We start from the raw sequence: 23,718 nt of genomic DNA on the forward strand, positions 1-23,718 counted from the left end.
GTCACGCGCCTCCAAAACAGATCAGGCGGTCGGCGTCCTGCACTGCATCATGCAACTGACCGAGGCCGGACAGTTCCCAGGGGGCGTCCACGGCGGCGGCTTCGCGTTGATATCGTGTCGCTTCTTCGGCATTGAGCACCCCACGACGCAGGGCGGCGGCGATGCACACCACACCGTCTAACTGACGCTCGGTGACGAAGTTACGCCATTGTTTGGGCAAGTCCTGTTCGTCCTGGGGTGTGACCACGCTGCCGGAGGCGTTGTAGACGCCGTCCTGATAGAAAAACAGCCGGACAATCTCATGCCCCCCGCCAGCGCAGCCTGGGCGAACAGCAAGGCACGGCGCGAGGAGGGCGCGTGGGCGGCGGAGAATACGGCGATGGCGAACTTCATGGTGAACTCGATCTGCGGAACTGCGGCCATGATAAAGCTTTATCGGGGGGAGGGGCCAAGTGTTCGCTGGGGACCTTGTTGGATTCATCGCGGGCAAGCCCGCTCCCACAGGGGATTTGTGATCGCCATGATTACCGAGGCATATACCCCAACTGCCACCGCCGGGGAATCTGCAGTGACACCACCCCCAGCACTCCCGCCAGCACGCCGCTGGCAAACAACGCCTGGAGCCCGAATTGATGTTCCAGCAGGGCGCCCAGCACCGCGCCGGCGAACATCCCGGTCCAGGGCACCAGTTGCACGCGCCAGCCGTTACGGCGTTCACCCAGCAACCAGCGTCCCAGACCGCGACCAAAGCGCGACAGGGCGCCGGTGACGTAGGTCAGGCCCACCGGCAGGCCGTTCACTTGCTCGACGGCGGCGTTGAGCATGCCCATGGCGATGATCGCTGCCAGCAGCGCCGGCAGTTGCTCGTCATAGGGCCAGCCTGCCGCCGTGCACAGCAACAGGGCGATGCACAACAGCAACGGCAGTGCGCGTCGTCCGCCGATACGGCTGACCAGAATGCCCAAGGCATTACCGATGACAAAGGTGGCTACCACGACCAACAGGCGAAGGGTCAGACCAAGGTCGCCGTCGCTGATGGCCACGGCAAGGCGGGTCGTGTTGCCGCTCATGAAGGAGACAAAATCGCCGCTCGCCATGAAACCGATTGCGTCGGTCATGCCGGCCAGGACCGAGAGGGCGGCCACCAGGGTCAGGCCGACGCGTCCGCGCCATTTTTGCGTGTGCAGGTGCCCAGGGCTGGCATGGGCGGTGGTGGACGAAGGCAGCATCGTCGGCAGACTCCTTGGACGGCGAGGGTTAAGGTTTCAGTCCATACAACTCGCAATACTCCAGCCAGTCCATCCCGGCCATTTCAGCGACTTCACGATGCACATTCAGGCGCTGGGCTTCGTAGTCCTGGGCTGTTGCCGCCGTCAGTTGCAGGGTCAGCTCCCAGGCAAACAGGCCCAGGCGTTCGGCTTCGGCCTCGAAGGCTTCATGCAAACGCTCCTCACGAAACTGCGCCTGGGTTTCGCCCTTGGCCTGGGCCAGCAATGGGTTGAGGTTGTCCAGTTCGATGCGCAACTCGGGGCGCTCATCGAGAAACCGTTCCAGCGCCTGCTCGTGTTGCTGTTCCGGTGTCGCCATGGTCGCTCCTTGAATATGGGGGGCATGCACTAAAGCAGAACGATACACCCACCCACGGTGATACAGTCGGCTTTTTCCTGATGAGCACATGCAATGCGAATACTGATGGTGGCCCTGGCCGCAACATTGCTGGCCGGATGTGCCGGTTCGGTAATGGAAAATGCCCGTAACGGTGCGCCGAATAAAATCCTGAGCTCTGACAAGCCGGAAAAAATCGTCGCCCAGTGCGTGCAGTTCTCCTGGCAGGACGAAGCCGTCTTCGGTGTCGATGCTGGCGCCTACCTGGAGCCGGGCATGCGGGGAGGTTCGACCGTTTACACGCGCTCGGCGGAGTCCTTTGTCGACATTCGCGAAGATGCGTCCGGGACGGCGTTGAACTTCTACACGCAAAAGGATGACTTTGTCGCCAAGCGCCGATTGGCGGCGCTGGCGACGTGCCTGTGATGTCCTGACCACCCCGGTTCGCCTTTTGTGGGAGCGGGCTTGCTCGCGAAAGCGGTTTGTCAGTCGATACGCTGTTTGCTGAACCACCGCATTCGCGAGCAAGCCCGCTCCCACACGGCGGACAATGGTTTGCCTCAGGCTTGAGTCAAACGCTTCTGGAAAAAATGCCGCCTATGTCCCGGCGGGTAGTCCACGATCTCACCCAGTTCGCTGTATCCCAGCTTCTGGTAAAACGCCGGTGCCTGGAAGCTGAAGGTGTCCAGCCAAATCCCCACGCATTCCTTCTCGTGCGCCAGGTCTTCGGCCATGCGCATCAGCTTCGAACCCATGCCGTCGCCTCGGGCCTGTTCCGGCACCGAGAGCAATTCGATAAACAACCAGCGATAGAAAAACCGGCCATACAAACCGCCGAGGATTTCGCCCTGCTCATCGCGTACCAGCAGCGCCAGCAGTTCCGATTTGCCGTCTCCGGCCTGTGCGACGTTGTAGGCCCGCAGCGGGGCGAGGATCGCCTCGCGATCTTCCGGAGTGGGGTCTTGCTTGTGTTCAATGATCAAGGTCATCAGCTATGTCCTTATGGCAGAGCCGCGAGCGTATCGGGGTTGTGGAAATTGGTCCATCCCTTGAGGAACCGTCGTCATCGCGTCGCTGTCTAGCTCCCTGAGCGTCATTTCAGAACGCGGCCGATGAGGATTGCCATGAATATTTTTGAAGCCTTGCGCGAAAGTCACGAGCGCCAGCGCACCTATGCCAAGGCGCTGATCGAGACCAGCGGCGACACGCCGGAGCGCGTCGAAGCCTATAAGCAATTGAAGGCCGAACTGCAGGCCCATGAAACCGCCGAGGAACGGCACTTTTATATCCCGTTGATGCAGTTCGACAACGGCGTGGACCTGAGCCGCCACGCTATCGCCGAACATCACGAAATGGACGAGATGATGGAAGAACTCGACGAGACCGAAATGTCCAGCCCGGCCTGGCTGGCTACGGCGAAAAACTCGGCGACAAGGTCCATCACCACCTCAAGGAAGAAGAGCAGAAGTTTTTTCAGATGGCGGGCAAGCTGCTTGATGACAAACAGAAGGAAACGCTCGCCGGGCAGTATCAGAGGGAATATGAGGCACAGCTTTCATGATGCGTTCGGGCCGATTAGGATGAGCGTTTTCCCGACGCAAAAAGGACGCCCTGTCATGCCCGACACCGCCGAGCGGGTCAACATCATCGAGTCTCAGGTGTTGTCTCACGATTGGTATCTGCTGAAGAAAATTACCTTCGATTACCAGCGCAACAACGGCGAGTGGCAACGCCAGACGCGTGAGGTCTACGATCGCGGCAATGGCGCCGCGATCCTGCTGTTCAACCGGGAAAAGCGCACCGTGGTGCTGACGCGGCAGTTCCGCTTGCCGGTGTTTGTCAACGGCCACGATGGCTTGCTGATCGAAGTGGCGGCCGGTTTGCTCGATGGCGCCTCGCCCGAAACGCGTATTCGCGAGGAGGCCGAGGAAGAGACCGGTTATCGCGTGCACCATGTGCAAAAAGTGTTCGAGTCTTACATGAGCCCCGGTTCGGTCACGGAGAAACTGCACTTTTTCATTGCCGAATACGATGCCGCGTCCAAGGTCAGCGAAGGTGGCGGGCTGGAAGAAGAAACCGAAGAACTGGAAGTGCTCGAATGGTCATTCGATGAGGCGCTGCAGGCATTCGAACGCGGCGAGATCTGCGACGCGAAGACCATCATGCTGTTGCAGTATGCGGCGATGAAAAACATCTTCGCCTAAGTAGCGATACCCCGATCCCCTGTAGGAGCGACGCCTCGACAGGCTCGCTCCTACGGTAGCCAGAAACCTTCGAGTTTCAGCAACAACTCCTTGGCCGCAAGCCCCCCTGCAAACCCGGTCAATTTCCCCGACGCCCCAATCACCCGATGGCACGGCGCGATGATCGATATGGGGTTCCGGCCATTGGCCGCACCCGCTGCACGCACCGCACTCGGGTGGCCGATCTGTTCGGCAATCTGGCTGTAGCTGCGGGTTTCACCGAACGGAATCGTTAGCAACGCCTGCCACACCTTTTTCTGGAAATCGGTTCCGCAGAACTCCAGTTCCAAGTCGAAGCGCTGGCGACTGCCGGCAAAATATTCAGTCAATTGTTGCCGTGTGCTCACCAGGATCGGCAGGTCGGGCGCGTGGCACATCGGTCCGAGGCGAACCCGGTTGGGTTTGTCGTTTTCCCAGAGGATGGCCGCCAGTCTCGAACCGTTCGCGACCAGGGTCAGTTCGCCCACTGGCGAGGTCATGGTGGTGCAGGTGAAAGTCATGCCGGGGTCTGCGCCCAAGAGCTGAACAAGGTGCAAGCATACTGCCTGATCGGGGAGGCGCAATACGCAATCCCGACCATACTTGCCTCTGCTCTTGAAGCGCTGTCCTCTGCTGGATGCAGAGCCTGAAAACAAGAAGAGACCGACCCATGAAGTTCGAACCTTTTGCCAAATCGCTCATTGCGACCTCCCTGGCGCTCTCCTGCCTGACTAGCTACGCAGCCTCCGTTGCCCCGGTCGCGGCCGAAAACGGCATGGTGGTGACTGCCCAGCACCTGGCGAGCCATGTCGGCGTAGACGTACTCAAGAACGGTGGCAACGCCGTCGATGCCGCCGTCGCGGTCGGTTATGCGCTGGCGGTGGTCTATCCCGCAGCCGGTAACCTGGGCGGCGGCGGTTTCATGACCATACAACTGGCGGATGGCCGCAAGACCTTCCTCGACTTCCGCGAAAAGGCGCCGCTGGCCGCGACCGCCGACATGTACCTGGACAAGGCCGGTAACGTGGTTCCCGAGCTCAGCACCCGCGGGCACCTGGCGGTCGGCGTGCCGGGCACGGTCTCGGGCATGGAACTGGCGCTGAGCAAGTACGGAACCAAGCCGCGCAAGGAAGTGATCGCCCCGGCGATCAAGCTGGCCGAAGACGGTTTTGTACTGGAGCAGGGCGATGTCGATCTGCTCGAAACCGCCACCGACGTGTTCAAGAAAGACATGAAGGATTCCGGCGCGATTTTCCTGAGCAACGGCGAGCCGATGCAGGTCGGGCAAAAGCTGGTGCAGAAGGATCTGGGCAAGACCCTGCGGGAAATTTCCGAGAAGGGCGCCGACGGTTTCTACAAGGGGTGGGTGGCCGATGCCCTCGTCACGTCGAGCCAGGCCGGCAAGGGCATCATCACCCAGGCTGACCTCGATAAGTACAAGACCCGCGAGCTGGCCCCGGTGGAGTGTGACTATCGTGGTTACCACGTGGTCTCTGCGCCACCGCCCAGCTCCGGCGGAGTGGTGATCTGCGAGATCCTCAACATCCTCGACGGCTACCCGATGAAGGATCTGGGCTACCACTCGGCGCAGGGCATGCACTATCAGATCGAAGCGATGCGGCATGCGTACGTGGATCGCAACAGCTACCTCGGCGACCCGGATTTCGTGAAGAACCCGATCAGCCATCTGCTGGACAAAAACTACGCGACCAAAATCCGCGCAGCCATCAATCCGCAGAAGGCAGCGGTGTCCAGCGAACTCAAGCCAGGCGTCGCGCCGCATGAGGGCAGCAACACCACCCATTACTCGATCGTCGACAAATGGGGCAATGCGGTCTCGGTCACCTACACCCTCAATGACTGGTTTGGCGCCGGAGTGATGGCGAGCAAGACCGGGGTGATTCTCAACGACGAAATGGACGACTTCACTTCGAAGATCGGTGTGCCGAACATGTACGGCCTGGTGCAGGGCGAGGCCAACGCTATCGCGCCCGGCAAGGCACCGCTGTCGTCCATGAGCCCGACCATTGTCACCAAGGACGGCAAAGTGGTCATGGTCGTCGGTACACCGGGTGGCAGCCGCATTATCACCGCGACCTTGCTGACCATGCTCAACGTCATCGACTACGGCATGAACATCCAGGAAGCGGTCGACGCGCCGCGCTTTCACCAGCAGTGGTTGCCGGAAGAGACCAACCTCGAGACGTTCACCACCAGCCCGGATACGGTGAAGCTCCTCGAAAGCTGGGGGCACAAGTTCGCCGGTCCCCAGGATGCCAACCACGTGGCGGCAATTCTGGTGGGCGCGCCTTCGCTGGAGGGCAAACCGGTGGGCAAAAACCGTTTCTACGGGGCCAACGATCCTCGACGCAACACCGGGTTGTCGCTCGGCTACTAGGGGCTTGTCAGAACAGGAGGACAGATCTATTTTCTGTCCTCCTGCACACCGACATCACAAGGAAGGCACCATGACCAGCGCATTGTTAATCATCGACGTCCAGCAGGCACTCTGCTCGGGCGAGTACGAGTGTTTCGAGATCGCGCGTGTCATCGACTCCATCAACGACCTCAGTGCACGCGCCCGCACGGCGGGGGTTCCCGTGGTCGTGATTCAGCACGAGGAACCGGACGGGCCACTCGTCCATGCGGCCGACGGTTGGCAACTGGCTACGGGGTTGGACGTCTCGCCACAGGACGCCCGCGTGCGCAAGACCACCGGGGATTCGTTCTACCAGACCAGCCTGCAGAAGTTGCTGCCGGTCCAGGATTTCGAGCGGCTGGTGATTTGTGGCTTGCAGACCGACTACTGCGTCAACGCGACCGTACGTCAGGCATTGAAACTGGGATATGACGTGGTGCTGGCGTCGGACGCCCACTCAACCGTCGACAACGGCAACCTGACGGCCGAAGACATCATTGCCGAGCACAACAAGGACCTGGCGCATTTGACCGGGTCGGTGGCGCGGATTGATGTGGTGCCGACGAGCCGTATTGTTTTCTAGCCGCGGTGTCCGAGTTGGCTGCATCGCGAGCAGGCAATGACAATCCACAGCCGAACATCAGCCTCATCTACGCTCAACACTTGGTGGAGACCGCATTCATGGATATCCAGATTCATCGCGCCGACGCCACCCACCTCGACGATGTTGCCCAGCTGTTCGACGCCTATCGAGGTTTCTATGGCCAGCCCTCGAACCTCGGACAGTCGCGGCACTTCATCGCCGAACGCATGGCGCGGGATGAATCAGTGATCTTTGTTGCCCAGGACGGGCAGGGATTGGGGCTAGGCTTCGTGCAGTTGTTCCCGACTTTTTCATCGATCGAGGCGCATCGCACCTGGCTATTGGGCGATCTGTTCACCGCACCCGAGGCTCGGGGTCGGGGCGTGGCCAGGCAATTGATGAACACGGCCCGCGACTTTGCGTCGCTGACGGGGGCCAAGGGCATGACACTGGAAACCGCCACCGATAACCACACGGCGCAAAAGCTCTACGAGTCCCTGGGCTACGCGCGCGACACGGGCTACTACACCTATTGCCTGGATCTGAAGCAGGGTTGATCACTGCTCCGGCAAATTCCAGCGATCGCGCCACTGCGCGTATTGCGCCTCGGGCATTTGCACCAGCAGCGGTGATTGGCGCGGGTCCAGCCATTCGAATAGGCGCGCGATGTCCGCCTGATCCATGGCCGTGCAGCCCGCCGTCGGTGAGGTCGGGCTACGCCAGATGTGGAAAAAGATGCACGAACCCGAAGCGGGAGTGGCAGGGGTGTTGTGCTCGATGACGATGCCCTGGCGATAGCCGGCCTCGTTGCGCATCTGTTCCGAGCTGGCCCAGTCCCGCGTGGCTTTCGCGCCGTCGAGCACTTGGTTGTAGCTTCGGGATTGGCTGTCGTCGACGCATTCGGTGGTGGGCGTCAGGGCGAGGTAGGGCAGTCGGGTGGCGGCGGTGGCGTCGAAGCCAAAGGCCGTCCCGAGTTTGAACATCCCGGCTGGCGCTTTTCCATCACCCTCTTTCTTGACCGGGGCGTCGCCCGGATCGGCGCTGATCAGGCCTTTGCCCCAGGCCAATCCGTTTTTCCCAAGCACCACCGCGAAGGCCTCACCGTATTTGCGAAAGCCTGTGCCATCGCGCTCATACCGTTGGGCGATGCCCTGGATATCGTTCCAGGTTTTGCTCGTGACCACGATGAGTTGCCCGCTCGTGTCGAGTGCTGTGCGGGCGTCGAGCGGCGTGATCGGGAAGTCCATGACCTCGCCGGGCGCACCGTTGCGGGTATAGGAGAAGTGCCACCACTCCTTTGAGTAGCCGGCGAAACCTTCTTTTTCCATGGCCGTGCCCAGGCGCTGGCGATTGTCCCTGGCCGTGGCATTGATCACCGGGTTGGCGGTGTGGGTGCGCTCGTCGAAACAGTCGAACCCGGTGCCCATGTCGAGCGCTCCGTCCTGCCAACGCTGCCCGTATGGCGCGGTGCAATCAACTTGCGTTGCAGCGGGTGTCCAGGTTGCCGCGGGCAATGCCTTGGGTCCGACCAGGGTCAAGTCCACGGTCGAACCACGGGAATGGTTCGACACCCGCGCTACATAGCCCAGGCGCCAGAAGTCCTGTTTATCCACGCGGGGGTAGAACTCGGCCTTCAGCGGATCGCCCGGTTCCGTGGCGAAGCGGCCCATGTCAGCGACTGCGCGCGTCGGTCGATAGCAGTCGAACACCTTCAAACCGTAACCCTGTGCGCGCAGCGACGCCTGCACGCGGGCGAGGGCGTTGGCCGTTTCCAGCGTCAGCAGGCATTCGGCGGCGTTGTACCCATCAAGGGGATGACCGGTGAAGTTGTGAGCGCCGGCGTAGCGCATGTCCTGTTCGATGGTCGGATCGATCGCGCGCAGATAGACCATGTGGTCCGGTCGCTGCTCGGCATGGGCCGTGGCGACCAGGCACAGCAGCGGCAGTGATTGCAGCCAGGGGCGGGTGAGGGTGGGCAAAAGGCGCATGCGGACGTCTCCTGGCTGTATTCGATCGATCAGGTCGGTTGTGGCGCCTGTTCACCGAACACCGGCCTGAAGAAACTGCGCTCGTAGCTGAGGATGCACTTGGTGTCTTGCGCGTATTGGAAGGCCGCGATGCACTCGGGGTCCTTCATGGAATCCTGGCGGTATTGCTCGTAGGCCGCAAGGCTGGGGAAGCTGAACATCGCCAGGGCGATATTGTTGGCGCCTTCGGCGGGCAGGAAGTAACCGTGATGCTGGCCGCCAAATTTCTCGACCAGGGGAATCCACAGCTTGCCATAGTGTTCGAAGGCTTCGATCTGGTAAGGGTCCAGGACGTATTTCAGGTAGCAGGTGATCATGTTTTCACGTTCTTCCATGGGCAGGCACACGATGACGGCGGGAGCAAAACTGTCGAGTCGTCGCACCGTCGCGATGATCGTCAACGATAACACGCGATTGCGCGAAGCCGTGGTGCTCGCTGGGTCATCGCCACGGTTCGACAGGCTCACTCCCACGCTGGTTAGCGTTGAACCCAGTGCGCCGAAGCAAGACTCCGACTAATTTCCATCGGCAACCTTGCGTTCAATTTCATCCGTCTTGCGTTTGAGTTCCTCGGCGTCCTGTTCCTTGGTGCGGGTCGACGTCGGCGTGATGGTTTTATCGACGCCTTCAGTGGCATCGTCCGGGTCGCGCAAGTCTCGTTCAACCACGTTGACCGGCTTGCCTGAAGTGTCGGTCGGCGGCGCATTGTTGGGTGATGGGGGCTGTCGTGTGTTGTCGTTCATGTCTCGTTCCTCCGTTGGCCTACACATTGGATGCGGGGGCCAACGGTGAGTTCGAGTTTTTTTTGCCGGTTTACAGCGCCGGCGTCCGCGGCGGGATCATCCGCTTGCTGCCGGTCGATTCGAACGCCGACGCAAAACGCAGCAGCGCCGAGTCATCGTAGGCACGCCCGGCGAACGTCAGCCCGACCGGCATACCGATGTCCGCCATGACGCCCATTGGTACGGTGACCGTTGGAACACCCAGGTGACGGATGGCGAGGTTGCCGTTGGCGACCCAGACGCCGTTGCTCCACGCGATGTCGGCGGCGGCCTCGTCGATGTCGGCGTTGGCCGGTGCTACGTCGGCTACGGTCGGGAACAGCACCGCGTCGAGGCCCAGCCGGTCCATCCAGTCTTCCAGGTCAATGCGACGGGTCTGCTCTAGGCCTCGCAGGCCGTCCGGAACTGTGCTGATCTGGTCCCACGGCGTGATGCCGCGTTCGGCCATCCGCACATATTCGTCCATGCCCGCCGCCAGGTCGCCTTCACGGTTGGGCAGGGTGCCGGGGTCGTGGGGGAAAATCAGCGAACCGTCGACGTCCACCAATCGGTTGAGTTTTGGATCGCCGTTGGCCTTCAGGAAGTCGTCGAATGCCCAGGCCGTCAGGTCCCACAATTCGTGGTGCAGGAATTCCTTGGACACCAGGCCGCGGTTGAACACCGTCGGTGCGCCGGGGCGGTCGCCCTCGCAGTTGGACACCAGCGGGAAATCCACTTCGATGACTTCAGCGCCGGCCGCTTCAAGCGCCTTGCGCGCCGCTTCCCAAAGTGCAATCACCGAGGGGCGGGTGTTGATGCGCTGGCCGGTCGGCCCACCGATGCCCGGTGCTTCGCTGGTGCCGGCTTCAGGGTCGGCGTTGATGAACATGCGCGGCACGCCGAGGCGTCTGCCGGCCAATGCATCGGCCTTCACCGCCAGTTCGGCGTAGGAGGCAGGGCGCACCGAGGCAACGCTTGGGATCGGCACCCAGGGTTGCAGACGCCACAGATCGCCGCGGGTGTCGGAGTCTTCAGCGACGACGATGTCCAGTACTTCGAGCAAGTCAGCCATGGTCCGGGCGAACGGCACGACCACGTCCATGGTCGGCGTCAGCGGCCAATTGCCGCGCACCGAGATGACCCCGCGCGAAGGTGTGTAGGCGCAAAGTCCGTTGTTGGATGCCGGGCCTCGACCGCTCGACCAGGTTTCTTCCGCCAGGCCGAACGCCGCGAAGCTGGCAGCGGTGGCGGTGCCAGCGCCATTCGAGGAACCGGAGGCGAACGGGGCGGTCAGGTAGCCTGCGTTATACGGGCTCTCCGCACGGCCATAGACCCCGCGTTGCATGCCACCGTTGGCCATGGGCGGCATGTTGGTCTTGCCCAGGCAGATTGCCCCGCCAGCGCGCAGCCGTTCGATGGTGAACGCATCGCGGTAGGCGATCAGGTTGGCGAAGGCCGGGCTGCCGGACGCGGCGGTCAACCCTTTGACCAGGTAACTGTCCTTGGCTGTGTAGGGAATACCGTCGAGCGGACCCAACGTTTGACCTTGCGCTCGACGGGCATCCGAGGCTTTCGCTTCCTTTATGGCGTCGGGGTTGCGCACCACCACCGCGTTAAGGGCCGTCGGGGTGTCGGCGCCGTCATAGGCGTCCACGCGGGCAAGATAGGCCTCGACCAACTCTACCGCCGTGGTCTGCCCGGACTCGAGCGCCGCGCGCAGTTCGGCAATGGAAACCTCGGTGACCTCGAACATGTTGGTACCGCCGTTTATCGATAATGAATGAAGATGCGCGGCATGGTAAGCCGAATAGGCATGCGCTGCCAGATGGCGGGGCAGGGTTTGACCTGATACCCATCAGCCGTTTCCTGCGTTAAGGTATGCGCCGCCCGAGAGATGGATCCCGGGCGTTTACCTATGGAGTGACATTGTGAATTATCTGAGTAAAGTGCTTGCCGTTTCCTTGTTCGGCGTGGTTCTCGCCGGCTGCACCGGCGCACCGATGAAGACCCAGCATTACGACGCCAGCCAATACACTGTCGTTGGCCACAGCGAAGCCAGCGCCACCGGCCTGATGCTGTTCGGTCTCATCCCGATTCGCCAGAACAGCCGTTTCGTCCGTGCACAACAGGCGGCCATCCAGGCCAAGGGCGGCGACGCACTGATCAACACCCAGGTTGAAGAAAAGTGGTTCTGGGCCTGGGTCCTGAACGGCTACACCACCAAGGTGTCCGGTGATGTGATCAAGCTGAAAAACGTTCAGTAAGCGCATTGGCTCGCCGCGCGGCGAGCACGCTTGAGCGTTGATTCACGAAAAAGCCCCGCAGGCTCATGCTTGCGGGGCTTTTTCATTGCACTGCTGAACCTGAACGAGCTTTCTCGCGAACGAATGCCCGGACAACGCGGGCCGTCAGGCAGCCCGCGTCATCGTTGACGACCCTCGCGAATAAATTCGCTCCTACAGTTCACCCGCCCATCAAACCCCCGCCTGCTTGTTCAACGCCGCCTCTGCCGCAGCGATTTCCGTTTGGCGCTTGACGATCAGGTCGCCTGTTGGCGGGCCCTGGAAGCGCCGGGCTTCGAAGCCGAACCAGACGATGGCGGTCAGCACCAGGAAGCCGATGGTGATGTACAGCGCCCAGTCGTTGGGAGGCTGGATGCCGATGACGAAAATCACCACCATCGAGATGATCGAGAGCAGGGAAAACAGCGTGTATAACCCGCGCCCCATGTTCCACGGCCCCATGGTCGGCCACTTCGCGGTGCCGTAGGCAAACAGGCCCAGGACAATAGGGATGATGAACGAGAAGAACAGGAAGATCACCGTGCACGAGACGACGATGGTGTAGACCGGCGTCTCGCCAATGGAGATCACCGACGATCCCCAGTCGAACAGCACTGCCAGTGTGGCACCGGTCCAGATCGCTGCCACCGGGCTGCGGAAGGTCGGGGACACCGACGACAGGGCTTTGGAGCAGGGCAGGCCGCCGTCACGGGAGAACGCGAAGATCATGCGCGACACCGAGGTCACGGTCGCCAGCCCGCACAGGAACTGCGAGACGAAAATTGCCACGTACAGCGCGAACTTGACGTTGGGATTGACCTGGGTGTCCATGGCCCAGAAGAACACGTTCCAGCCTTGTTTGGCCGCATCGTCCATGTTCGGCAACATCAGCACGAACGAGCTGAGCATTACCCAACCGAAGAGCAGCGACCAGATCACCGACATGACCATGCCCTTGGGCACCGACATGGCAGCGTTGCGGGTTTCTTCGGAGGTATGCGCAGACGCGTCGTAACCGGTGATGGTGTAGATCGGCAGCAGCAGGCCGAGCATGAAAATCCAGCTGTTGGAGACTTCTGGCCATACGCCGCCACCCGCCGCACCTGAATAGTTGCCGAACGTCCACAACCGCACGAATTCATAACTGGGTGCCGAGATCAGGCAGACGATGGTCAGCGCCAGCGCCGTGGCAAAAATCAGGTAGCCGGAAAAGTCGGTGAGCTTGGCGGTCAGGCCGATCCCCAGGTGGTTGCACAACGCCTGGATGCCGGTGAGGATCGCCAGGAAAATGACCCTGACCGTGGTGGTGTCTTCCATGCCGAGCGCCGGTCCGAACGCGCCGAAAAAGAAGTAGTAGGTGCCGACGTTGATCGCGCCGAGAACGGTGACCAGCCCCAGCAGATTGAACCAGGCCGTCAGCCAGCCGGTGAAGCGGTTCCCAAGAATCGAGCCCCAGTGATAGAGCCCGCCAGCAGTAGGGTAGGCTGAGGAAATTTGCGCCATGGCCAGGGCAAACACCCCGGAGATCAGGCAACCGATGGGCCAGCCAATACCGATCGATGCGCCCCCGGCACCCGACGTGCCCTGGGCCAGCGAGTTGATGCCACCGGAGAGGATGCAGATGATCGAAAAGGAAATCGCGAAATTGGAAAACACGCCCATTCTTCGCGAAAGTTGCTGGGCGTAGCCCATGCTGTGCAGCGCTTTGACATCCTCGTCGTGAGTGTCGGCGCTGGGCTGGCTTGCTGGGTTCATGCGGTGTACCCCTTGAGGTTTGATCAAGCCATTGGCGTGTGCGCAATGGGCTGGCCTTCAACACCTTGTCGTACTGCTCCGTTACAACCGTTATTGCCCTGGATCTACACGCGGCCCTGATACGCCGCGGTAAAAATACGGGTGGCGCCATCCTTGTTCAGGGGCAGCGGATTGCCACCGGCCGAGGGGTCGACGATGGCCATGTCTGCGATCAGTTCCACCTGCCGGTCATCGACGCCCAGCGCGTGCAACGTGTGTGGCACTCCGATGTCTGCGCGTAACTTGAGGACAAAGTCCAGGAAGCTGTCGAAGCCGGGGGAAGGCAGGCCCAGGTAAGCGGCGAGGCGGGCGATGCGCTCCTCGATGGCCGAGCGATTGAATTGCAGCACATAGGGCATGAACACGGCATTGGTCATGCCGTGGTGCGTGTCGTACAACGCGCCCACCGGATGCGACAGCGCGTGCATGCCACCCAGGCCTTTCTGAAACGCGGTGGCGCCCATCGCGGCGGCGGCGAGCATTTGCGCACGCGCCTCTAGATCATCAGGTGTGTGCACCGCACGTTGCAGGGCGGTGGCCACCAGGCGCATGCCTTCGACGGCAATGCCGTCCGCCAGCGGATGAAAACCAGGGGCGCAGTAGGCTTCCAGGCAATGGGAGAGCGCGTCCATCCCAGTGCCAGCGGTGATTCTGGTCGGCATGCCAACCGTCAGCGCCGGGTCGCTGATGACCACCCGGGGCATCATTTTCGGGTGAAAGATGATGCGTTTGGTGTGGGTGCTTTCTTCGATGATCACCGCCGCGCGACCGACCTCGGAGCCGGTCCCCGCCGTGGTGGGCACCGCGATGATCGGAGCGATGCGACTGGCGTCGGCGCGGGTCCAGTAGTCGCCGATGTCTTCGAAATCCCACACCGGTCGGCTCTGGCCACTCATGAAGGCGATGAGCTTGCCCATGTCCAGGCCGCTGCCACCGCCGAAGGCGACCACGCCATCATGATTGCCGCTGGCCCAGGCCTTGAGTCCGCCGGCCAGATCGGCCGAGACCGGATTGGCTTTAAGGTCACAAAACAGCGCGGCGCCCAGGCCAGCGGCGCGCATGGCATCCAGTGCGGCGAGGGTGATCGGTGCCTGGCCCAGGCCCCGGTCGGTCACCAGCAGCGGACGCTCGATGCCCTGGCTGCGGCAGATGGCGGGCAGCTCCGCGATACGACCGACACCGAAGCGAATGCTGGTGGGGTAGTTCCAGTTTCCAGTCAGGCTCATGCTCTACACCTCGTGGCGCAGATGGAAGGATTTGGGTCGGGTCAGGTGCTCGTAGCCGAGGTTCGATAAGGTGGCGCCGCGCCCGCTGTGCTTGACCCCGGTCCAGGCCAGTGCCGGGTCAAGGTAGTCGCAACGGTTCATGAACACAGTGCCGGTGGCGATCTGGTTGCCCACGTGTTCGGCGGCGGCAGGATCCTGGGTCCAGATCGAGGCGCTGAGCCCGAATTCGCTGTCGTTCATCAACCGAACCGCTTCGTCGTCACCGGTGACCGACATGATGCCGACCACCGGCCCGAAGCTTTCTTCGCGCATCACTGACATCTCGTGGTTCACGTCCACCAGCACCTGGGGTGCGAGGTAGGCGCTGCCCGGCACATCAGGGGGGAAATCGCTGGTGTCAATCAAGGCCCTGGCGCCTTGGGCCTGCGCAGCCTTGATCTGGCCGCGGACGAAATCGGCAGCAGCCGGAGAAACCAGCGGACCCAGCGTCGTCGCTTCCTCCAGCGGATTGCCCAGCACGTACTGGCGCGTCAGCTCGGCGAAGCGTGCGATGAACGCCGGGTAAATGGCCTGATCGACGTAGATGCGCTCGATGGCGCAGCAGCTTTGTCCGGAGTTGAAAAAGCTGCCATCCACCAGATTCTCCACCGCGTGTTCAAGGTTGGCGTCGGCGCGCACATACGCGGGGTCCTTGCCGCCCAACTCCAGGCCCACACCGATGAAGCGGCCGACAGCGGCGGCTTCAATGGCCTTGCCGGCTGGCACGGAACCGGTGAAATTGACTTGGTGCACACGGCCCGAGCCAATGATCTGTGCGGTCATCGCGTGGCTGAGCACCAGGTTGTGAAACAAGCCTTGCGGCAGGTTCGCCCGGCGAAAAGCCTCGGCAAAGCGTTCGCCCACCAGCAGGGTTTGCGAGGCGTGCTTGAGGATCACGCTGTTGCCGGCCATCAGTGCCGGGATGATCGTGTTCACTGCCGTCAGGTACGGATAGTTCCAAGGCGCGACCACCAGCACCGTGCCCAGTGGTTCGCGTTTGATGTAACGGCCGAACCCGGCGATGGGCGCAGGTTCCACTGTCGCCAGCGCCTGTGGGGCAATCGCGATCATGTGCCGTGCCCGTTCGGCAAAACCGCGCAGCTCGCCAGCACCATAACGCACTGGACGCCCCATCTGCCACGCCAGCTCCGGCACGATGTCGGCTTGCATTTTCAGCATTGCCTCGACTGCGGCGCTGCACAGCGCGGCGCGTTCGCCCAAGGGCCGGCGCTGCCAGTCGAGCTGGGCGATTTGCGCGGCCGCCAATGCCTGCTCGACCTGCGACGCGTCGGCACTCTCGCGCTCGACATAGACCCGGCCATCCACCGGGGAAATGAGCTCAATCTTCGCAGTCATGGTGATCTCAATAGCGCTCGAAGCCGCGCTGCAGTTCCCAGTCGGTGACACGGCGGTCGTACTCTTTCTGCTCCCATTCGGCGGTGTGCACGTAGTGCTCGACCACTTCATCTCCGAAGGCCTGGCGCAACATGTTCGAGCCCTTGAGCGCGGCGCAGGCCTCGCGCAGGGTTTTCGAGACCTCCGGCGAGTGTTCGTCGGCGTAGGCATCGCCTTCGAAGGGGGCTGCGAGTTCGAGCTTTTCGTCGATACCGGCCAGGCCCGCCGCGATGAGTGCGGCGAAGGCCAGATAGGGGTTGAGGTCAGCACCGCCGATGCGGCACTCGATGCGGATGGATTTGCTCTCTTCGGCGCACAGGCGAAAGCCGGCAGTGCGGTTGTCCCGGCTCCACACCGCGCGGGTGGGCGCGAACGTGCCGGCCTGGAAGCGTTTGTACGAGTTGATGTAGGGCGCGAGGAAACAGGTGATGTCGTTGGCATACTTGAGCTGGCCGGCCACCCAGGACCGCATCAGTTTTGACATGCCGAATTCGGCCTTGGCGTCGAAGAACAGCGGCTTCTTGCCGTTCTTGTCCCACAGCGAATTATGGATGTGGCTGCTGGACCCGGCGGCGTCATAACGCCACTTGGCCATGAAGGTGATCGCCTTGCCCTGGGCATCGGCGATCTCCTTGCAGGCGTGCTTGATGAGCACGTGGTGGTCAGCCATGGTCATCGCGTCGGCGTAACGGATGTTGATCTCTTCCTGTCCCGGGCCCCATTCACCCTTGGAGTTTTCCACCGGGATGCCCGAGGCTTGCAGGTGCTTGCGAATGGCGCGCAGCACGGGCTCCTCGCGGGTGGTCTGGAGGATGTTGTAATCCTCGATGTAATGGCCGGCGGTTTTCGGATGATGGTAATTGCGTTGATGGATCGCGTCGTAGCTTTCGTCGAACAGGTAGAACTCCAGCTCCGAGGCGAACATGCCGGTGTAGCCGCGCTCGCGCAGGCGCTCGACCTGGCGCTTGAGGATCGCCCGGGGGCTGTGGGGCAAATCCTGGCGATGGTGATGATCGAGCACATCGCACAGCACCAGCGCCGTACCTTCCAGCCACGGCACGCGGCGCAGGGTGGCCATGTCGGGCTTGAGCACGAAGTCGCCATAACCCTTGCTCCAACTGGCGGCGGCATAGCCGGGCACCGGCTCCATGTCGATGTCGTCGGCCAGCAGGTAGTTGCAGCAGTGGGTTTCCTGATAGCCGCTGTCGATGAAAAACTCGACCTGGAATCGCTTGCCAACGAGCCGTCCCTGCATGTCGACCATGCAAACCAGGACGGTATCGATATCACCTGCGGCGGCAGCGCGCTTGAGCGCGTCAAAACTGAGATGGGGCTCGGTCATCACGTCATTCCTGCGTGAACAAGTTGGGCCTGTCTGAGATAGCTGTTGCAGACGCTCTCCAGAAAAACCACAACCCTGCAGAAGCGAGCATCGTGAGCAATAAGCTGCTCACAGCTTAGCCTGCTTTTGCATGACGCAAGTTGTGATGCGCAAAAAGACGCGGGGCTGCGCGGGGCAACCCCAAGGGGGCATCACGCCGCGATGGGCGGGCGTCGGGTGGGCTGAGCTTCTTCTTCGCGCAGTTGCAGGCTCATGTCGTCGCAGCTGCGCGACCAGTCCGTGAGCCACTCGGGCATGTGCAACGATTGCTCGGACAACCCCAGTTCAAGGGCAAACTCGCCCGGGTCGACGGTGCGCTTGCCGGCGCGGAACAGGCCGCGCATCACCACCACACCGACCACGCGCCCGCCGCTGACGAAGCGGTGTTCCATGAAGCTCCACTTATGGTCCCAGCCGAGCATTCGCGTGTGGATTTCGAAGGCTTCGAACAGTTTCAGTTCACGGCGGAACTTGCCCCAGGTATCGCCCACGATCGGCACCGCTTTGTGCCGAAGTGCCACGCGAAAAGCGCCACTGCGCAACACGTAATCCATGCGGCCAATATCGGCCAGGGTGAAGTACCGCCCATTGGTGACATGGCGGTTGACGTCCAGGTCGGTTGGCCATACGCGCAGGCGAATGACCGTGGTGGCGAGGGCGTCGACCGGCTTGCGCCACGGACGACGGAACAGCATGAGGAACAATCGAAACCAGAGATTCATAGGAGCGCCACAGAGTGATGGATGGCTGCACTGTAAGTGGGGGAAATGGGCTAAGGTAGGTGCGCAAATGACTTTTTTCATGCGAAAAGCGCAATTGGGGTATTCATGCATGTGACCTTGTTGCTGGCCGAGCACTGTTCCGCCGCCAGCGCTACCCTGGCGCTGGAGGTACTCAGTGCCGCCAACCTGTTTGCGCAAACACCGCCGTTCGAACTGGTCAGCGCGTCGCTGGATGGTCGGGATGTCAACGCATGGGGTGGGCAGGTGCTGCGTGTTGACCGGGCCATCGCCGATATCCCGCGAACCGACCTGGTGGTGATCCCGGGTTTTCTCTTCACCCTCAAGGAGGCCCTGCCTGCCTTCGCTGTTTACGGACCGTGGCTGCGTCAACAGCACGGGCAGGGGGCCGTGGTGTCCTCGATGTGCACGGCGGCGTTCATGCTGGCTGAAACCGGTTTGCTTGAAGGCGTACGTGCCACCACGCACTGGGCCTTCGCCGACCTGTTTCGCCGCCGGTATGCCCAGGTCGACCTGGACCCGACGCAGATCGTCTGCGAAGACAGGGGCGTCGTCACCAGTGGTGGCGCCAGTGCGGCCATGGACCTGCTGCTGCACCTGGTGCGCCGTTTCGCCTCGCTGGAGTTGGCGCAGACTTGCGGCAAGTACCTGCTGGTCGACACCGTGCGCAGCGAGCAATCGGTCTACGTCATGTGGTCGCTGCCCAAGAACCATGGCGACGGCGACATTCTGCAGGTGCAGAACTGGCTGGAAGCGCATTTTGGGGAGCCGGTGCTGATCGATGACGTTGCCCGACGGTTCGGTTTCGGCGTGCGCAATTTCAAGCGGCGTTTCAAGGACGCGACGGGCTACACGCCGCTGACATACCTGCAAACCCTGCGACTGGAAAAAGCCAAGCTGCTGCTCGAATCGACACGCATGACCCTGGACAGCATCACCTACACAGTTGGCTATGAAGACGGGAATTCCTTTCGCCGTTTGTTCCGCGAGCGAGTAGGCTTGCTGCCCGCGGCTTACCGGAAGAAATTCCAGGCGAGCGCAAACTGACCTTCATTTTCTGTTCTGGAAGCAAAACAATGAAAGCCGCTTTACTCGCATTCGCCCTGAGCGGGGGATGGGTTTCGCACGCGTTTGCTGCGGGTGATGCCGACGCCGGGGCCAAACTGTTTCCACGTCTATGCGGTGGATGTCATCAGGTCGGCGAGTCGGCACGGGCATCATTTGGGCCGCAGCTCAACAACCTTTTTGGCCGTCCCTCGGGCGGGACCACGGACTACCAGTATTCCGACGCGATGAAAGCGGCCGGCCTGGTCTGGAACCGTGAAACCCTGACGGCTTACCTCGAAGCACCGAAGAAAGTCGTGCCGGGCACCCGGATGATTTTCTGGGGCTTGAGCGATCCGCAGAAGGTCGAGGATGTGCTGGCGTACTTGCAGACCTTTCAGGCGCAGTAAGGCTCAGTTGACGATGCACAGATCACCGGTGGCCCGGATCAGTCCCTGTCCATGCAGGGCGTCCTTGATCAACGCTGATCGCGCCTTGGCCAGCCATCGAGCGCAATTGGGGTGGGTGCGATAGGGTGCGAACCCGGCGTAGGCCTGTAGCAGGCGTTTTTGCACTTCATCGAGTTGTGGTCGGACTTCCTTGACGAGGTTCGATCGCGGTGTATCAGGCGCCTTGCCCGCCGCTTGCCATTGGGCAATCAATCCATATTGCACCAGCTTGCTCGCTTCGATCTGCGCGGCGATCAACTCGGCCACTTCTTCCGGGTTGAGCTTGTGGATGATCGCCTGCTTTCGGGCGGCAGCGATGACCTGCGCTTCCCGAGCACTGTCCTGGATCGGTGTACGGCTGTCCCATTTGCTCAGCGCTACCCGATCCGCGATGTTGAGCCGCTCGTTCATGGTCGCCAGCAGCGGTTGCAGGCTGGCGGGTGCCGGCGTGGTCACATCGGCCTGTGCGCCACAAGCGATCAAGGCGGACAGGGCGCAGATCATCAATTTTGGTAGGCGAGCGTTCAAACTCATGGTCAAGCCTCATTGAGCGTGGGACGGGTTGGCGAGTGTGGTGTATCACAAATGAACCAACGGCGTCCCGCCCCGTCCGCCCGCACTGTTCGAGAGGAAAAGGTCATACATGATGGCGAGTGGATATCTTCGCGAAGCTGATTATGCTTCAGGAAACCTTGCAGCGATGTGAGGCGGCGCAATCCGTGTCAGCTAAAACAAAAACAGAACGGAGAAGACTCATGGCCGCAATCGACAATACGGGCGATTCGCCCACCCGAGGGATCAGCAGGGAAGAGCGCAAGGTGATCTTCGCCTCGTCCCTGGGCACTGTATTCGAATGGTACGACTTCTACCTTTATGGATCCCTCGCCGCGATCATCGCCAAGCATTTTTTCGCCGGGGTGAACGAAACCACCGCCTTCATCTTCGCTTTGCTCGCATTCGCTGCAGGATTTGCCGTGCGGCCCTTCGGCGCTATCGTGTTCGGTCGTCTGGGTGACATGATCGGGCGCAAGCACACCTTCCTCATCACCATCGTCATCATGGGTGTCTCCACCGCCGTGGTAGGGTTCCTGCCCGGCTACGCGACCATTGGCGTGGCGGCGCCGGTCATCCTCATCACCCTGCGGCTGTTGCAAGGCCTGGCACTGGGTGGCGAGTACGGCGGGGCGGCAACCTATGTGGCCGAGCACGCGCCGAAGGGTAAACGCGGTTTTTTCACTTCATGGATTCAAACCACTGCGACCCTTGGCCTGTTCCTGTCGTTGCTGGTGATTCTCGCCTGCCGCACGATTCTCGGCACTGAAGCATTCGAAGCCTGGGGCTGGCGGATTCCGTTCCTGCTGTCGATCCTGCTGCTGATCGTCTCGGTATACATCCGCCTTCAATTGAGCGAGTCGCCGGTGTTCATGAAAATGAAGGCTGAGGGCAAGGCGTCGAAGGCGCCGCTGACCGAATCCTTTGCACGCTGGGATAACCTGAAAATCGTGATCATGGCGCTACTGGGGGGGACGGCTGGCCAAGCCGTGGTCTGGTACACGGGGCAGTTCTATGCGCTGTTTTTCCTTCTGCAAACACTCAAGATCGACCCGCAGACCGCCAATTTGCTGATTGCCGGTTCGCTCTTGATCGGCACGCCGTTTTTCGTGATTTTCGGCAGCCTGTCAGACCGCATCGGGCGCAAGGGCATCATCATGGCTGGGTGCATCCTGGCGGCGCTGACCTACTTCCCGATCTTCCACGCGTTGACCCAGTACGGTAATCCCGACGTGTTTGTCGCCCAGGAGAAAAATCCGGTGACGGTCGTCGCCGATCCACACCAGTGCTCTTTCCAGTTCGACCCGGTGGGCAAGGCCAAATTCACCAGTTCGTGCGACCTCGCTAAAACCGTACTGGCCAAGAGAGCCATTCCCTATACCAATGAAAACGCCGCTCCCGGCAGCGTCGCGCAAATCCGCATTGGCAACCAGGTGGTCGAGAGTTTCGAAGGCACCGGCATGCCGGCGGCGGACTTCAAGACTCGCAATGATGCCTTTACCGCCACCCTTGGAACGGCGCTGAAGGACGCCGGTTACCCCGAGAAGGCGGACCCGGCGAAAACCAACTATCCGATGGTGCTGTTGCTGCTGACCATCCTGGTGATCTACGTGACCATGGTCTACGGACCGATTGCAGCCTGGCTGGTGGAACTGTTCCCGGCGCGCATCCGCTACACCTCGATGTCGCTGCCGTACCACATCGGTAACGGCTGGTTTGGCGGCTTTCTGCCGACCGTGGCCTTCGCGATGGTCGCGGCCACGGGGGATATCTACTATGGGCTGTGGTATCCGATTGTCATTGCGGTGATGACGGCGGTACTTGGCATTTTCTTCATGCCGGAAACCAAGGATCGGGATATCCATCTGTAGAGGTCACCCTGTGGGAGATCACTGTAGGAGCGAGCATGTCGAGGCGTCGCGATGGTCGTCAATGATGACGCGGGCTACCTGACGGCCCACGGTGCCTGGGCTACCATCGCGAGCGTGCTCGCTCCTACAGGAGAGGGCGGTGTTGTTTTTACGCCTCGCTGATCTGGCTCACACTCGTCATCTGGCCATTCCAGACCATCTCGTAATGCGCGGCCTGGATCACTGAAAGCACCGGCCTGGGCGTCATCAACGCCCAGCATTGGCTGCCGGCATTGCGCACCGAGTGGTAGCGAAGCCCGGGGCAGCCCGCCTTCCTGACCATTTTCCCCAGGCGCCGCGCAACGCTGTAATCGTCGGGATCGTAAATCGGATCGGTCAGCGCAAGGGTGGTCGCATCCTTCATCGAGGTTTGCCTGAACGCGCATGACAGCCCCCGAAACACAAACCGCTCGTAGTTCAGGCGGGGCACGTTTGACCAGTACAGGCTCTGGTGATGTTTCACTTCGGCCAGCGCGGTTTCCAGGGTGTCGGCCAGGTACAGCACGCCAAAGCTGCCGTCGCTGAAGCGCGAGCCTGAGGGATTCACGTGTGTAAAGGGCGCTGTTGCATAGGAACAGCCGGGGATGCCAAAGGGAATTTCGCTGCGGCGAATCAGTTCCAGGTGACCGACTTCGTTTTTAAGCCGGGGATTGGTGAGCGCCTGGATCTGATACAGCACTTCGAACGCATCGGCATCCGCGACGTCATCGAACAACGCCACTGGCGGGAACTTCGAATTGACCAACCGATAGGCCTGTAACGGCTCGTCGGCAAGGACCGCGAGTTGGTCCAGCCTCACCATTGCGCGCCTCGCAGCACATCGATGCGGCGGAAGGTTTCATACAGGGAGATCATGTCGCCCTGAGCCATGATCTCGAGCGGTGAGCGTCCATTGAAGAACTCGTTGTCATTGCTCATCGACGGGAAGCCGTAGACGTTTTCCGGGTTGTCGAACACCAGGCGCAGCGCCGCGTGAATATTGAGCACGATACTGATGCGCTGCATCTGGTCCGCGTCCAGCGCCACCGACCAGTCGGGGTCATGCTGGCGGGCGCGGGTATAGGTGCTGCGGGAAATGCGCAGGATGCGGCAGGCCTGCTCGCTGGAAGCACGCCATTTTTCGAGGATGCCCACGGCGGCCCGCAAGCCCGTGACGCATTGGTTCTTGGTGAAGGCTGATGGCTGAAGCGCAACGGCCATGTTCGAAACCTCAATTGCAATCCATGGATTCAAAATATGACAAATAGCGTCTACAGATCAAGGCTGCTGCGACCAATGGCGGCTGCTAT

The 23,718-nt window shown here is 61.4% G+C and carries 25 protein-coding genes and 2 pseudogenes; 10 read left to right on the forward strand and 17 right to left on the reverse strand.

Features of this window, described 5'->3' with window-relative positions:
• Position 1: 1 nt before the first annotated feature.
• The 3 genes and pseudogenes from tusD to AB4N33_RS02900 all read right to left on the reverse strand — a co-directional run bounded on the left by tusD (position 2) and on the right by AB4N33_RS02900 (position 1,587).
• Positions 2–393: pseudogene (gene tusD, locus AB4N33_RS02890) on the reverse strand (sulfurtransferase complex subunit TusD).
• Between the two features lie 131 nt (positions 394–524).
• Complete coding sequence (locus AB4N33_RS02895) at positions 525–1,229, reverse strand: YoaK family protein (RefSeq protein WP_460122922.1); 705 nt, start codon at positions 1,227–1,229, stop codon at positions 525–527.
• Positions 1,230–1,257: 28 nt separating this feature from the next.
• The gene (locus tag AB4N33_RS02900; RefSeq protein WP_460122925.1) at positions 1,258–1,587 is read right to left on the reverse strand and encodes a DUF6388 family protein; all 330 of its coding nucleotides are present in this window, start codon (positions 1,585–1,587) and stop codon (positions 1,258–1,260) included.
• 93 nt (positions 1,588–1,680) lie between these two features.
• On the opposite strand from AB4N33_RS02900, the gene AB4N33_RS02905 reads away from it, so the two are divergent.
• Entirely contained in the window at positions 1,681–2,031 is a 351-nt protein-coding gene (locus AB4N33_RS02905; protein WP_476456361.1) for a hypothetical protein, read from the forward strand.
• Between the two features lie 134 nt (positions 2,032–2,165).
• Here the strand turns inward: AB4N33_RS02905 and AB4N33_RS02910 are convergent, their stop codons facing one another.
• Complete coding sequence (locus AB4N33_RS02910; protein ID WP_460122930.1) at positions 2,166–2,594, reverse strand: GNAT family N-acetyltransferase; 429 nt, start codon at positions 2,592–2,594, stop codon at positions 2,166–2,168.
• Between the two features lie 135 nt (positions 2,595–2,729).
• Here AB4N33_RS02910 and AB4N33_RS02915 point away from each other — a divergent pair.
• Positions 2,730–3,166: pseudogene (locus tag AB4N33_RS02915) on the forward strand (hemerythrin domain-containing protein).
• Positions 3,167–3,221: 55 nt separating this feature from the next.
• On the forward strand, positions 3,222–3,809 hold the full coding sequence (locus tag AB4N33_RS02920; RefSeq protein WP_460122935.1) for an NUDIX domain-containing protein: 588 nt from the start codon (positions 3,222–3,224) through the stop codon (positions 3,807–3,809).
• 50 nt (positions 3,810–3,859) lie between these two features.
• On the opposite strand, the gene AB4N33_RS02925 is transcribed toward AB4N33_RS02920, so the two are convergent.
• The gene (locus AB4N33_RS02925; protein WP_476456362.1) at positions 3,860–4,348 is read right to left on the reverse strand and encodes a methylated-DNA--[protein]-cysteine S-methyltransferase; all 489 of its coding nucleotides are present in this window, start codon (positions 4,346–4,348) and stop codon (positions 3,860–3,862) included.
• 149 nt (positions 4,349–4,497) lie between these two features.
• Between AB4N33_RS02925 and ggt the strand changes: the two genes are divergently transcribed.
• The 3 genes from ggt to AB4N33_RS02940 all read left to right on the forward strand — a co-directional run bounded on the left by ggt (position 4,498) and on the right by AB4N33_RS02940 (position 7,386).
• Positions 4,498–6,225, forward strand: a complete 1,728-nt coding sequence (gene ggt / locus AB4N33_RS02930; protein ID WP_460122940.1) for a gamma-glutamyltransferase — start codon at positions 4,498–4,500, stop codon at positions 6,223–6,225.
• Positions 6,226–6,295: 70 nt separating this feature from the next.
• Positions 6,296–6,829 (forward strand): cysteine hydrolase family protein, encoded by a 534-nt coding sequence (locus tag AB4N33_RS02935; RefSeq protein ID WP_460122943.1) that lies wholly within the window; start codon positions 6,296–6,298, stop codon positions 6,827–6,829.
• A 98-nt stretch (positions 6,830–6,927) separates the two neighbouring features.
• The gene (locus AB4N33_RS02940; RefSeq protein ID WP_476456363.1) at positions 6,928–7,386 is read left to right on the forward strand and encodes a GNAT family N-acetyltransferase; all 459 of its coding nucleotides are present in this window, start codon (positions 6,928–6,930) and stop codon (positions 7,384–7,386) included.
• Here AB4N33_RS02940 and AB4N33_RS02945 read toward each other — a convergent pair whose 3' ends face one another.
• The 4 genes from AB4N33_RS02945 to AB4N33_RS02960 all read right to left on the reverse strand — a co-directional run bounded on the left by AB4N33_RS02945 (position 7,387) and on the right by AB4N33_RS02960 (position 11,370).
• Positions 7,387–8,817, reverse strand: coding sequence for a M15 family metallopeptidase (locus AB4N33_RS02945; RefSeq protein WP_476456364.1), 1,431 nt, complete (start codon positions 8,815–8,817; stop codon positions 7,387–7,389).
• A gap of 29 nt (positions 8,818–8,846) precedes the next feature.
• Positions 8,847–9,173 carry an NIPSNAP family protein gene (locus AB4N33_RS02950; RefSeq protein WP_460126630.1) on the reverse strand — a complete coding sequence of 109 codons (327 nt, stop codon included), beginning with the start codon at positions 9,171–9,173 and terminating at the stop codon, positions 8,847–8,849.
• Between the two features lie 198 nt (positions 9,174–9,371).
• Entirely contained in the window at positions 9,372–9,599 is a 228-nt protein-coding gene (locus tag AB4N33_RS02955) for a hypothetical protein (RefSeq protein ID WP_476456365.1), read from the reverse strand.
• Between the two features lie 70 nt (positions 9,600–9,669).
• Positions 9,670–11,370 (reverse strand): amidase, encoded by a 1,701-nt coding sequence (locus AB4N33_RS02960; RefSeq protein WP_476456366.1) that lies wholly within the window; start codon positions 11,368–11,370, stop codon positions 9,670–9,672.
• A 175-nt stretch (positions 11,371–11,545) separates the two neighbouring features.
• Between AB4N33_RS02960 and AB4N33_RS02965 the strand changes: the two genes are divergently transcribed.
• Positions 11,546–11,881, forward strand: coding sequence for a hypothetical protein (locus tag AB4N33_RS02965; RefSeq protein ID WP_460122958.1), 336 nt, complete (start codon positions 11,546–11,548; stop codon positions 11,879–11,881).
• Between the two features lie 210 nt (positions 11,882–12,091).
• On the opposite strand, the gene AB4N33_RS02970 is transcribed toward AB4N33_RS02965, so the two are convergent.
• The 5 genes from AB4N33_RS02970 to AB4N33_RS02990 all read right to left on the reverse strand — a co-directional run bounded on the left by AB4N33_RS02970 (position 12,092) and on the right by AB4N33_RS02990 (position 18,456).
• Positions 12,092–13,654, reverse strand: a complete 1,563-nt coding sequence (locus tag AB4N33_RS02970) for an amino acid permease (RefSeq protein WP_476456367.1) — start codon at positions 13,652–13,654, stop codon at positions 12,092–12,094.
• Positions 13,655–13,758: 104 nt separating this feature from the next.
• On the reverse strand, positions 13,759–14,919 hold the full coding sequence (locus AB4N33_RS02975) for an iron-containing alcohol dehydrogenase (protein WP_476456368.1): 1,161 nt from the start codon (positions 14,917–14,919) through the stop codon (positions 13,759–13,761).
• 3 nt (positions 14,920–14,922) lie between these two features.
• Positions 14,923–16,314, reverse strand: a complete 1,392-nt coding sequence (locus AB4N33_RS02980; protein ID WP_476456369.1) for an aldehyde dehydrogenase family protein — start codon at positions 16,312–16,314, stop codon at positions 14,923–14,925.
• Positions 16,315–16,321: 7 nt separating this feature from the next.
• Positions 16,322–17,695 (reverse strand): glutamine synthetase family protein, encoded by a 1,374-nt coding sequence (locus AB4N33_RS02985; protein ID WP_476456370.1) that lies wholly within the window; start codon positions 17,693–17,695, stop codon positions 16,322–16,324.
• Positions 17,696–17,886: 191 nt separating this feature from the next.
• A complete protein-coding gene (locus AB4N33_RS02990) occupies positions 17,887–18,456 on the reverse strand; it encodes an acyl-CoA thioesterase (RefSeq protein WP_476456371.1) in 570 nt (189 codons plus the stop codon).
• A gap of 105 nt (positions 18,457–18,561) precedes the next feature.
• Here AB4N33_RS02990 and AB4N33_RS02995 point away from each other — a divergent pair, with 105 nt between their 5' ends.
• Both AB4N33_RS02995 and AB4N33_RS03000 read left to right on the forward strand, forming a co-directional pair.
• Positions 18,562–19,521, forward strand: coding sequence for a GlxA family transcriptional regulator (locus AB4N33_RS02995; RefSeq protein WP_476456372.1), 960 nt, complete (start codon positions 18,562–18,564; stop codon positions 19,519–19,521).
• Between the two features lie 29 nt (positions 19,522–19,550).
• Positions 19,551–19,928, forward strand: a complete 378-nt coding sequence (locus AB4N33_RS03000) for a c-type cytochrome (RefSeq protein WP_460122979.1) — start codon at positions 19,551–19,553, stop codon at positions 19,926–19,928.
• Between the two features lie 3 nt (positions 19,929–19,931).
• Here the strand turns inward: AB4N33_RS03000 and AB4N33_RS03005 are convergent, their stop codons facing one another.
• Positions 19,932–20,501 (reverse strand): chorismate mutase, encoded by a 570-nt coding sequence (locus tag AB4N33_RS03005; RefSeq protein WP_476456373.1) that lies wholly within the window; start codon positions 20,499–20,501, stop codon positions 19,932–19,934.
• A gap of 221 nt (positions 20,502–20,722) precedes the next feature.
• Between AB4N33_RS03005 and AB4N33_RS03010 the strand changes: the two genes are divergently transcribed.
• A complete protein-coding gene (locus tag AB4N33_RS03010; RefSeq protein WP_460122985.1) occupies positions 20,723–22,390 on the forward strand; it encodes an MFS transporter in 1,668 nt (555 codons plus the stop codon).
• A 148-nt stretch (positions 22,391–22,538) separates the two neighbouring features.
• Here AB4N33_RS03010 and AB4N33_RS03015 read toward each other — a convergent pair whose 3' ends face one another.
• Both AB4N33_RS03015 and AB4N33_RS03020 read right to left on the reverse strand, forming a co-directional pair.
• The gene (locus tag AB4N33_RS03015; protein ID WP_460141358.1) at positions 22,539–23,231 is read right to left on the reverse strand and encodes an RES family NAD+ phosphorylase; all 693 of its coding nucleotides are present in this window, start codon (positions 23,229–23,231) and stop codon (positions 22,539–22,541) included.
• Positions 23,225–23,629, reverse strand: a complete 405-nt coding sequence (locus tag AB4N33_RS03020) for an antitoxin Xre-like helix-turn-helix domain-containing protein (RefSeq protein ID WP_460141359.1) — start codon at positions 23,627–23,629, stop codon at positions 23,225–23,227. The genes AB4N33_RS03015 and AB4N33_RS03020 overlap by 7 nt, the downstream gene beginning before the upstream one ends.
• Between the last annotated feature and the right edge of the window lie 89 nt (positions 23,630–23,718).

It is taken from the genome of Pseudomonas sp. S1_E05, from assembly GCF_056337105.1.

Coding starts and splice junctions, on each gene's coding strand:
- AB4N33_RS02950 (WP_460126630.1), bottom strand. CDS start 9,173: ATGATCACCTGCTACCTGAAATACGTCCTGGACCCTTACCAGATCGAA.
- AB4N33_RS02955 (WP_476456365.1), bottom strand. CDS start 9,599: ATGAACGACAACACACGACAGCCCCCATCACCCAACAATGCGCCGCCG.
- AB4N33_RS02920 (WP_460122935.1), top strand. CDS start 3,222: ATGCCCGACACCGCCGAGCGGGTCAACATCATCGAGTCTCAGGTGTTG.
- AB4N33_RS03010 (WP_460122985.1), top strand. CDS start 20,723: ATGGCCGCAATCGACAATACGGGCGATTCGCCCACCCGAGGGATCAGC.
- AB4N33_RS02900 (WP_460122925.1), bottom strand. CDS start 1,587: ATGGCGACACCGGAACAGCAACACGAGCAGGCGCTGGAACGGTTTCTC.
- AB4N33_RS02960 (WP_476456366.1), bottom strand. CDS start 11,370: ATGTTCGAGGTCACCGAGGTTTCCATTGCCGAACTGCGCGCGGCGCTC.
- AB4N33_RS03020 (WP_460141359.1), bottom strand. CDS start 23,629: ATGGCCGTTGCGCTTCAGCCATCAGCCTTCACCAAGAACCAATGCGTC.
- AB4N33_RS02945 (WP_476456364.1), bottom strand. CDS start 8,817: ATGCGCCTTTTGCCCACCCTCACCCGCCCCTGGCTGCAATCACTGCCG.
- AB4N33_RS02970 (WP_476456367.1), bottom strand. CDS start 13,654: ATGAACCCAGCAAGCCAGCCCAGCGCCGACACTCACGACGAGGATGTC.
- ggt (WP_460122940.1), top strand. CDS start 4,498: ATGAAGTTCGAACCTTTTGCCAAATCGCTCATTGCGACCTCCCTGGCG.
- AB4N33_RS02935 (WP_460122943.1), top strand. CDS start 6,296: ATGACCAGCGCATTGTTAATCATCGACGTCCAGCAGGCACTCTGCTCG.
- AB4N33_RS02895 (WP_460122922.1), bottom strand. CDS start 1,229: ATGCTGCCTTCGTCCACCACCGCCCATGCCAGCCCTGGGCACCTGCAC.
- AB4N33_RS02905 (WP_476456361.1), top strand. CDS start 1,681: ATGCGAATACTGATGGTGGCCCTGGCCGCAACATTGCTGGCCGGATGT.
- AB4N33_RS02985 (WP_476456370.1), bottom strand. CDS start 17,695: ATGACCGAGCCCCATCTCAGTTTTGACGCGCTCAAGCGCGCTGCCGCC.
- AB4N33_RS02940 (WP_476456363.1), top strand. CDS start 6,928: ATGGATATCCAGATTCATCGCGCCGACGCCACCCACCTCGACGATGTT.
- AB4N33_RS02975 (WP_476456368.1), bottom strand. CDS start 14,919: ATGAGCCTGACTGGAAACTGGAACTACCCCACCAGCATTCGCTTCGGT.
- AB4N33_RS02980 (WP_476456369.1), bottom strand. CDS start 16,314: ATGACTGCGAAGATTGAGCTCATTTCCCCGGTGGATGGCCGGGTCTAT.
- AB4N33_RS03015 (WP_460141358.1), bottom strand. CDS start 23,231: ATGGTGAGGCTGGACCAACTCGCGGTCCTTGCCGACGAGCCGTTACAG.
- AB4N33_RS02910 (WP_460122930.1), bottom strand. CDS start 2,594: ATGACCTTGATCATTGAACACAAGCAAGACCCCACTCCGGAAGATCGC.
- AB4N33_RS02990 (WP_476456371.1), bottom strand. CDS start 18,456: ATGAATCTCTGGTTTCGATTGTTCCTCATGCTGTTCCGTCGTCCGTGG.
- AB4N33_RS03000 (WP_460122979.1), top strand. CDS start 19,551: ATGAAAGCCGCTTTACTCGCATTCGCCCTGAGCGGGGGATGGGTTTCG.
- AB4N33_RS03005 (WP_476456373.1), bottom strand. CDS start 20,501: ATGAGTTTGAACGCTCGCCTACCAAAATTGATGATCTGCGCCCTGTCC.
- AB4N33_RS02925 (WP_476456362.1), bottom strand. CDS start 4,348: ATGACTTTCACCTGCACCACCATGACCTCGCCAGTGGGCGAACTGACC.
- AB4N33_RS02995 (WP_476456372.1), top strand. CDS start 18,562: ATGCATGTGACCTTGTTGCTGGCCGAGCACTGTTCCGCCGCCAGCGCT.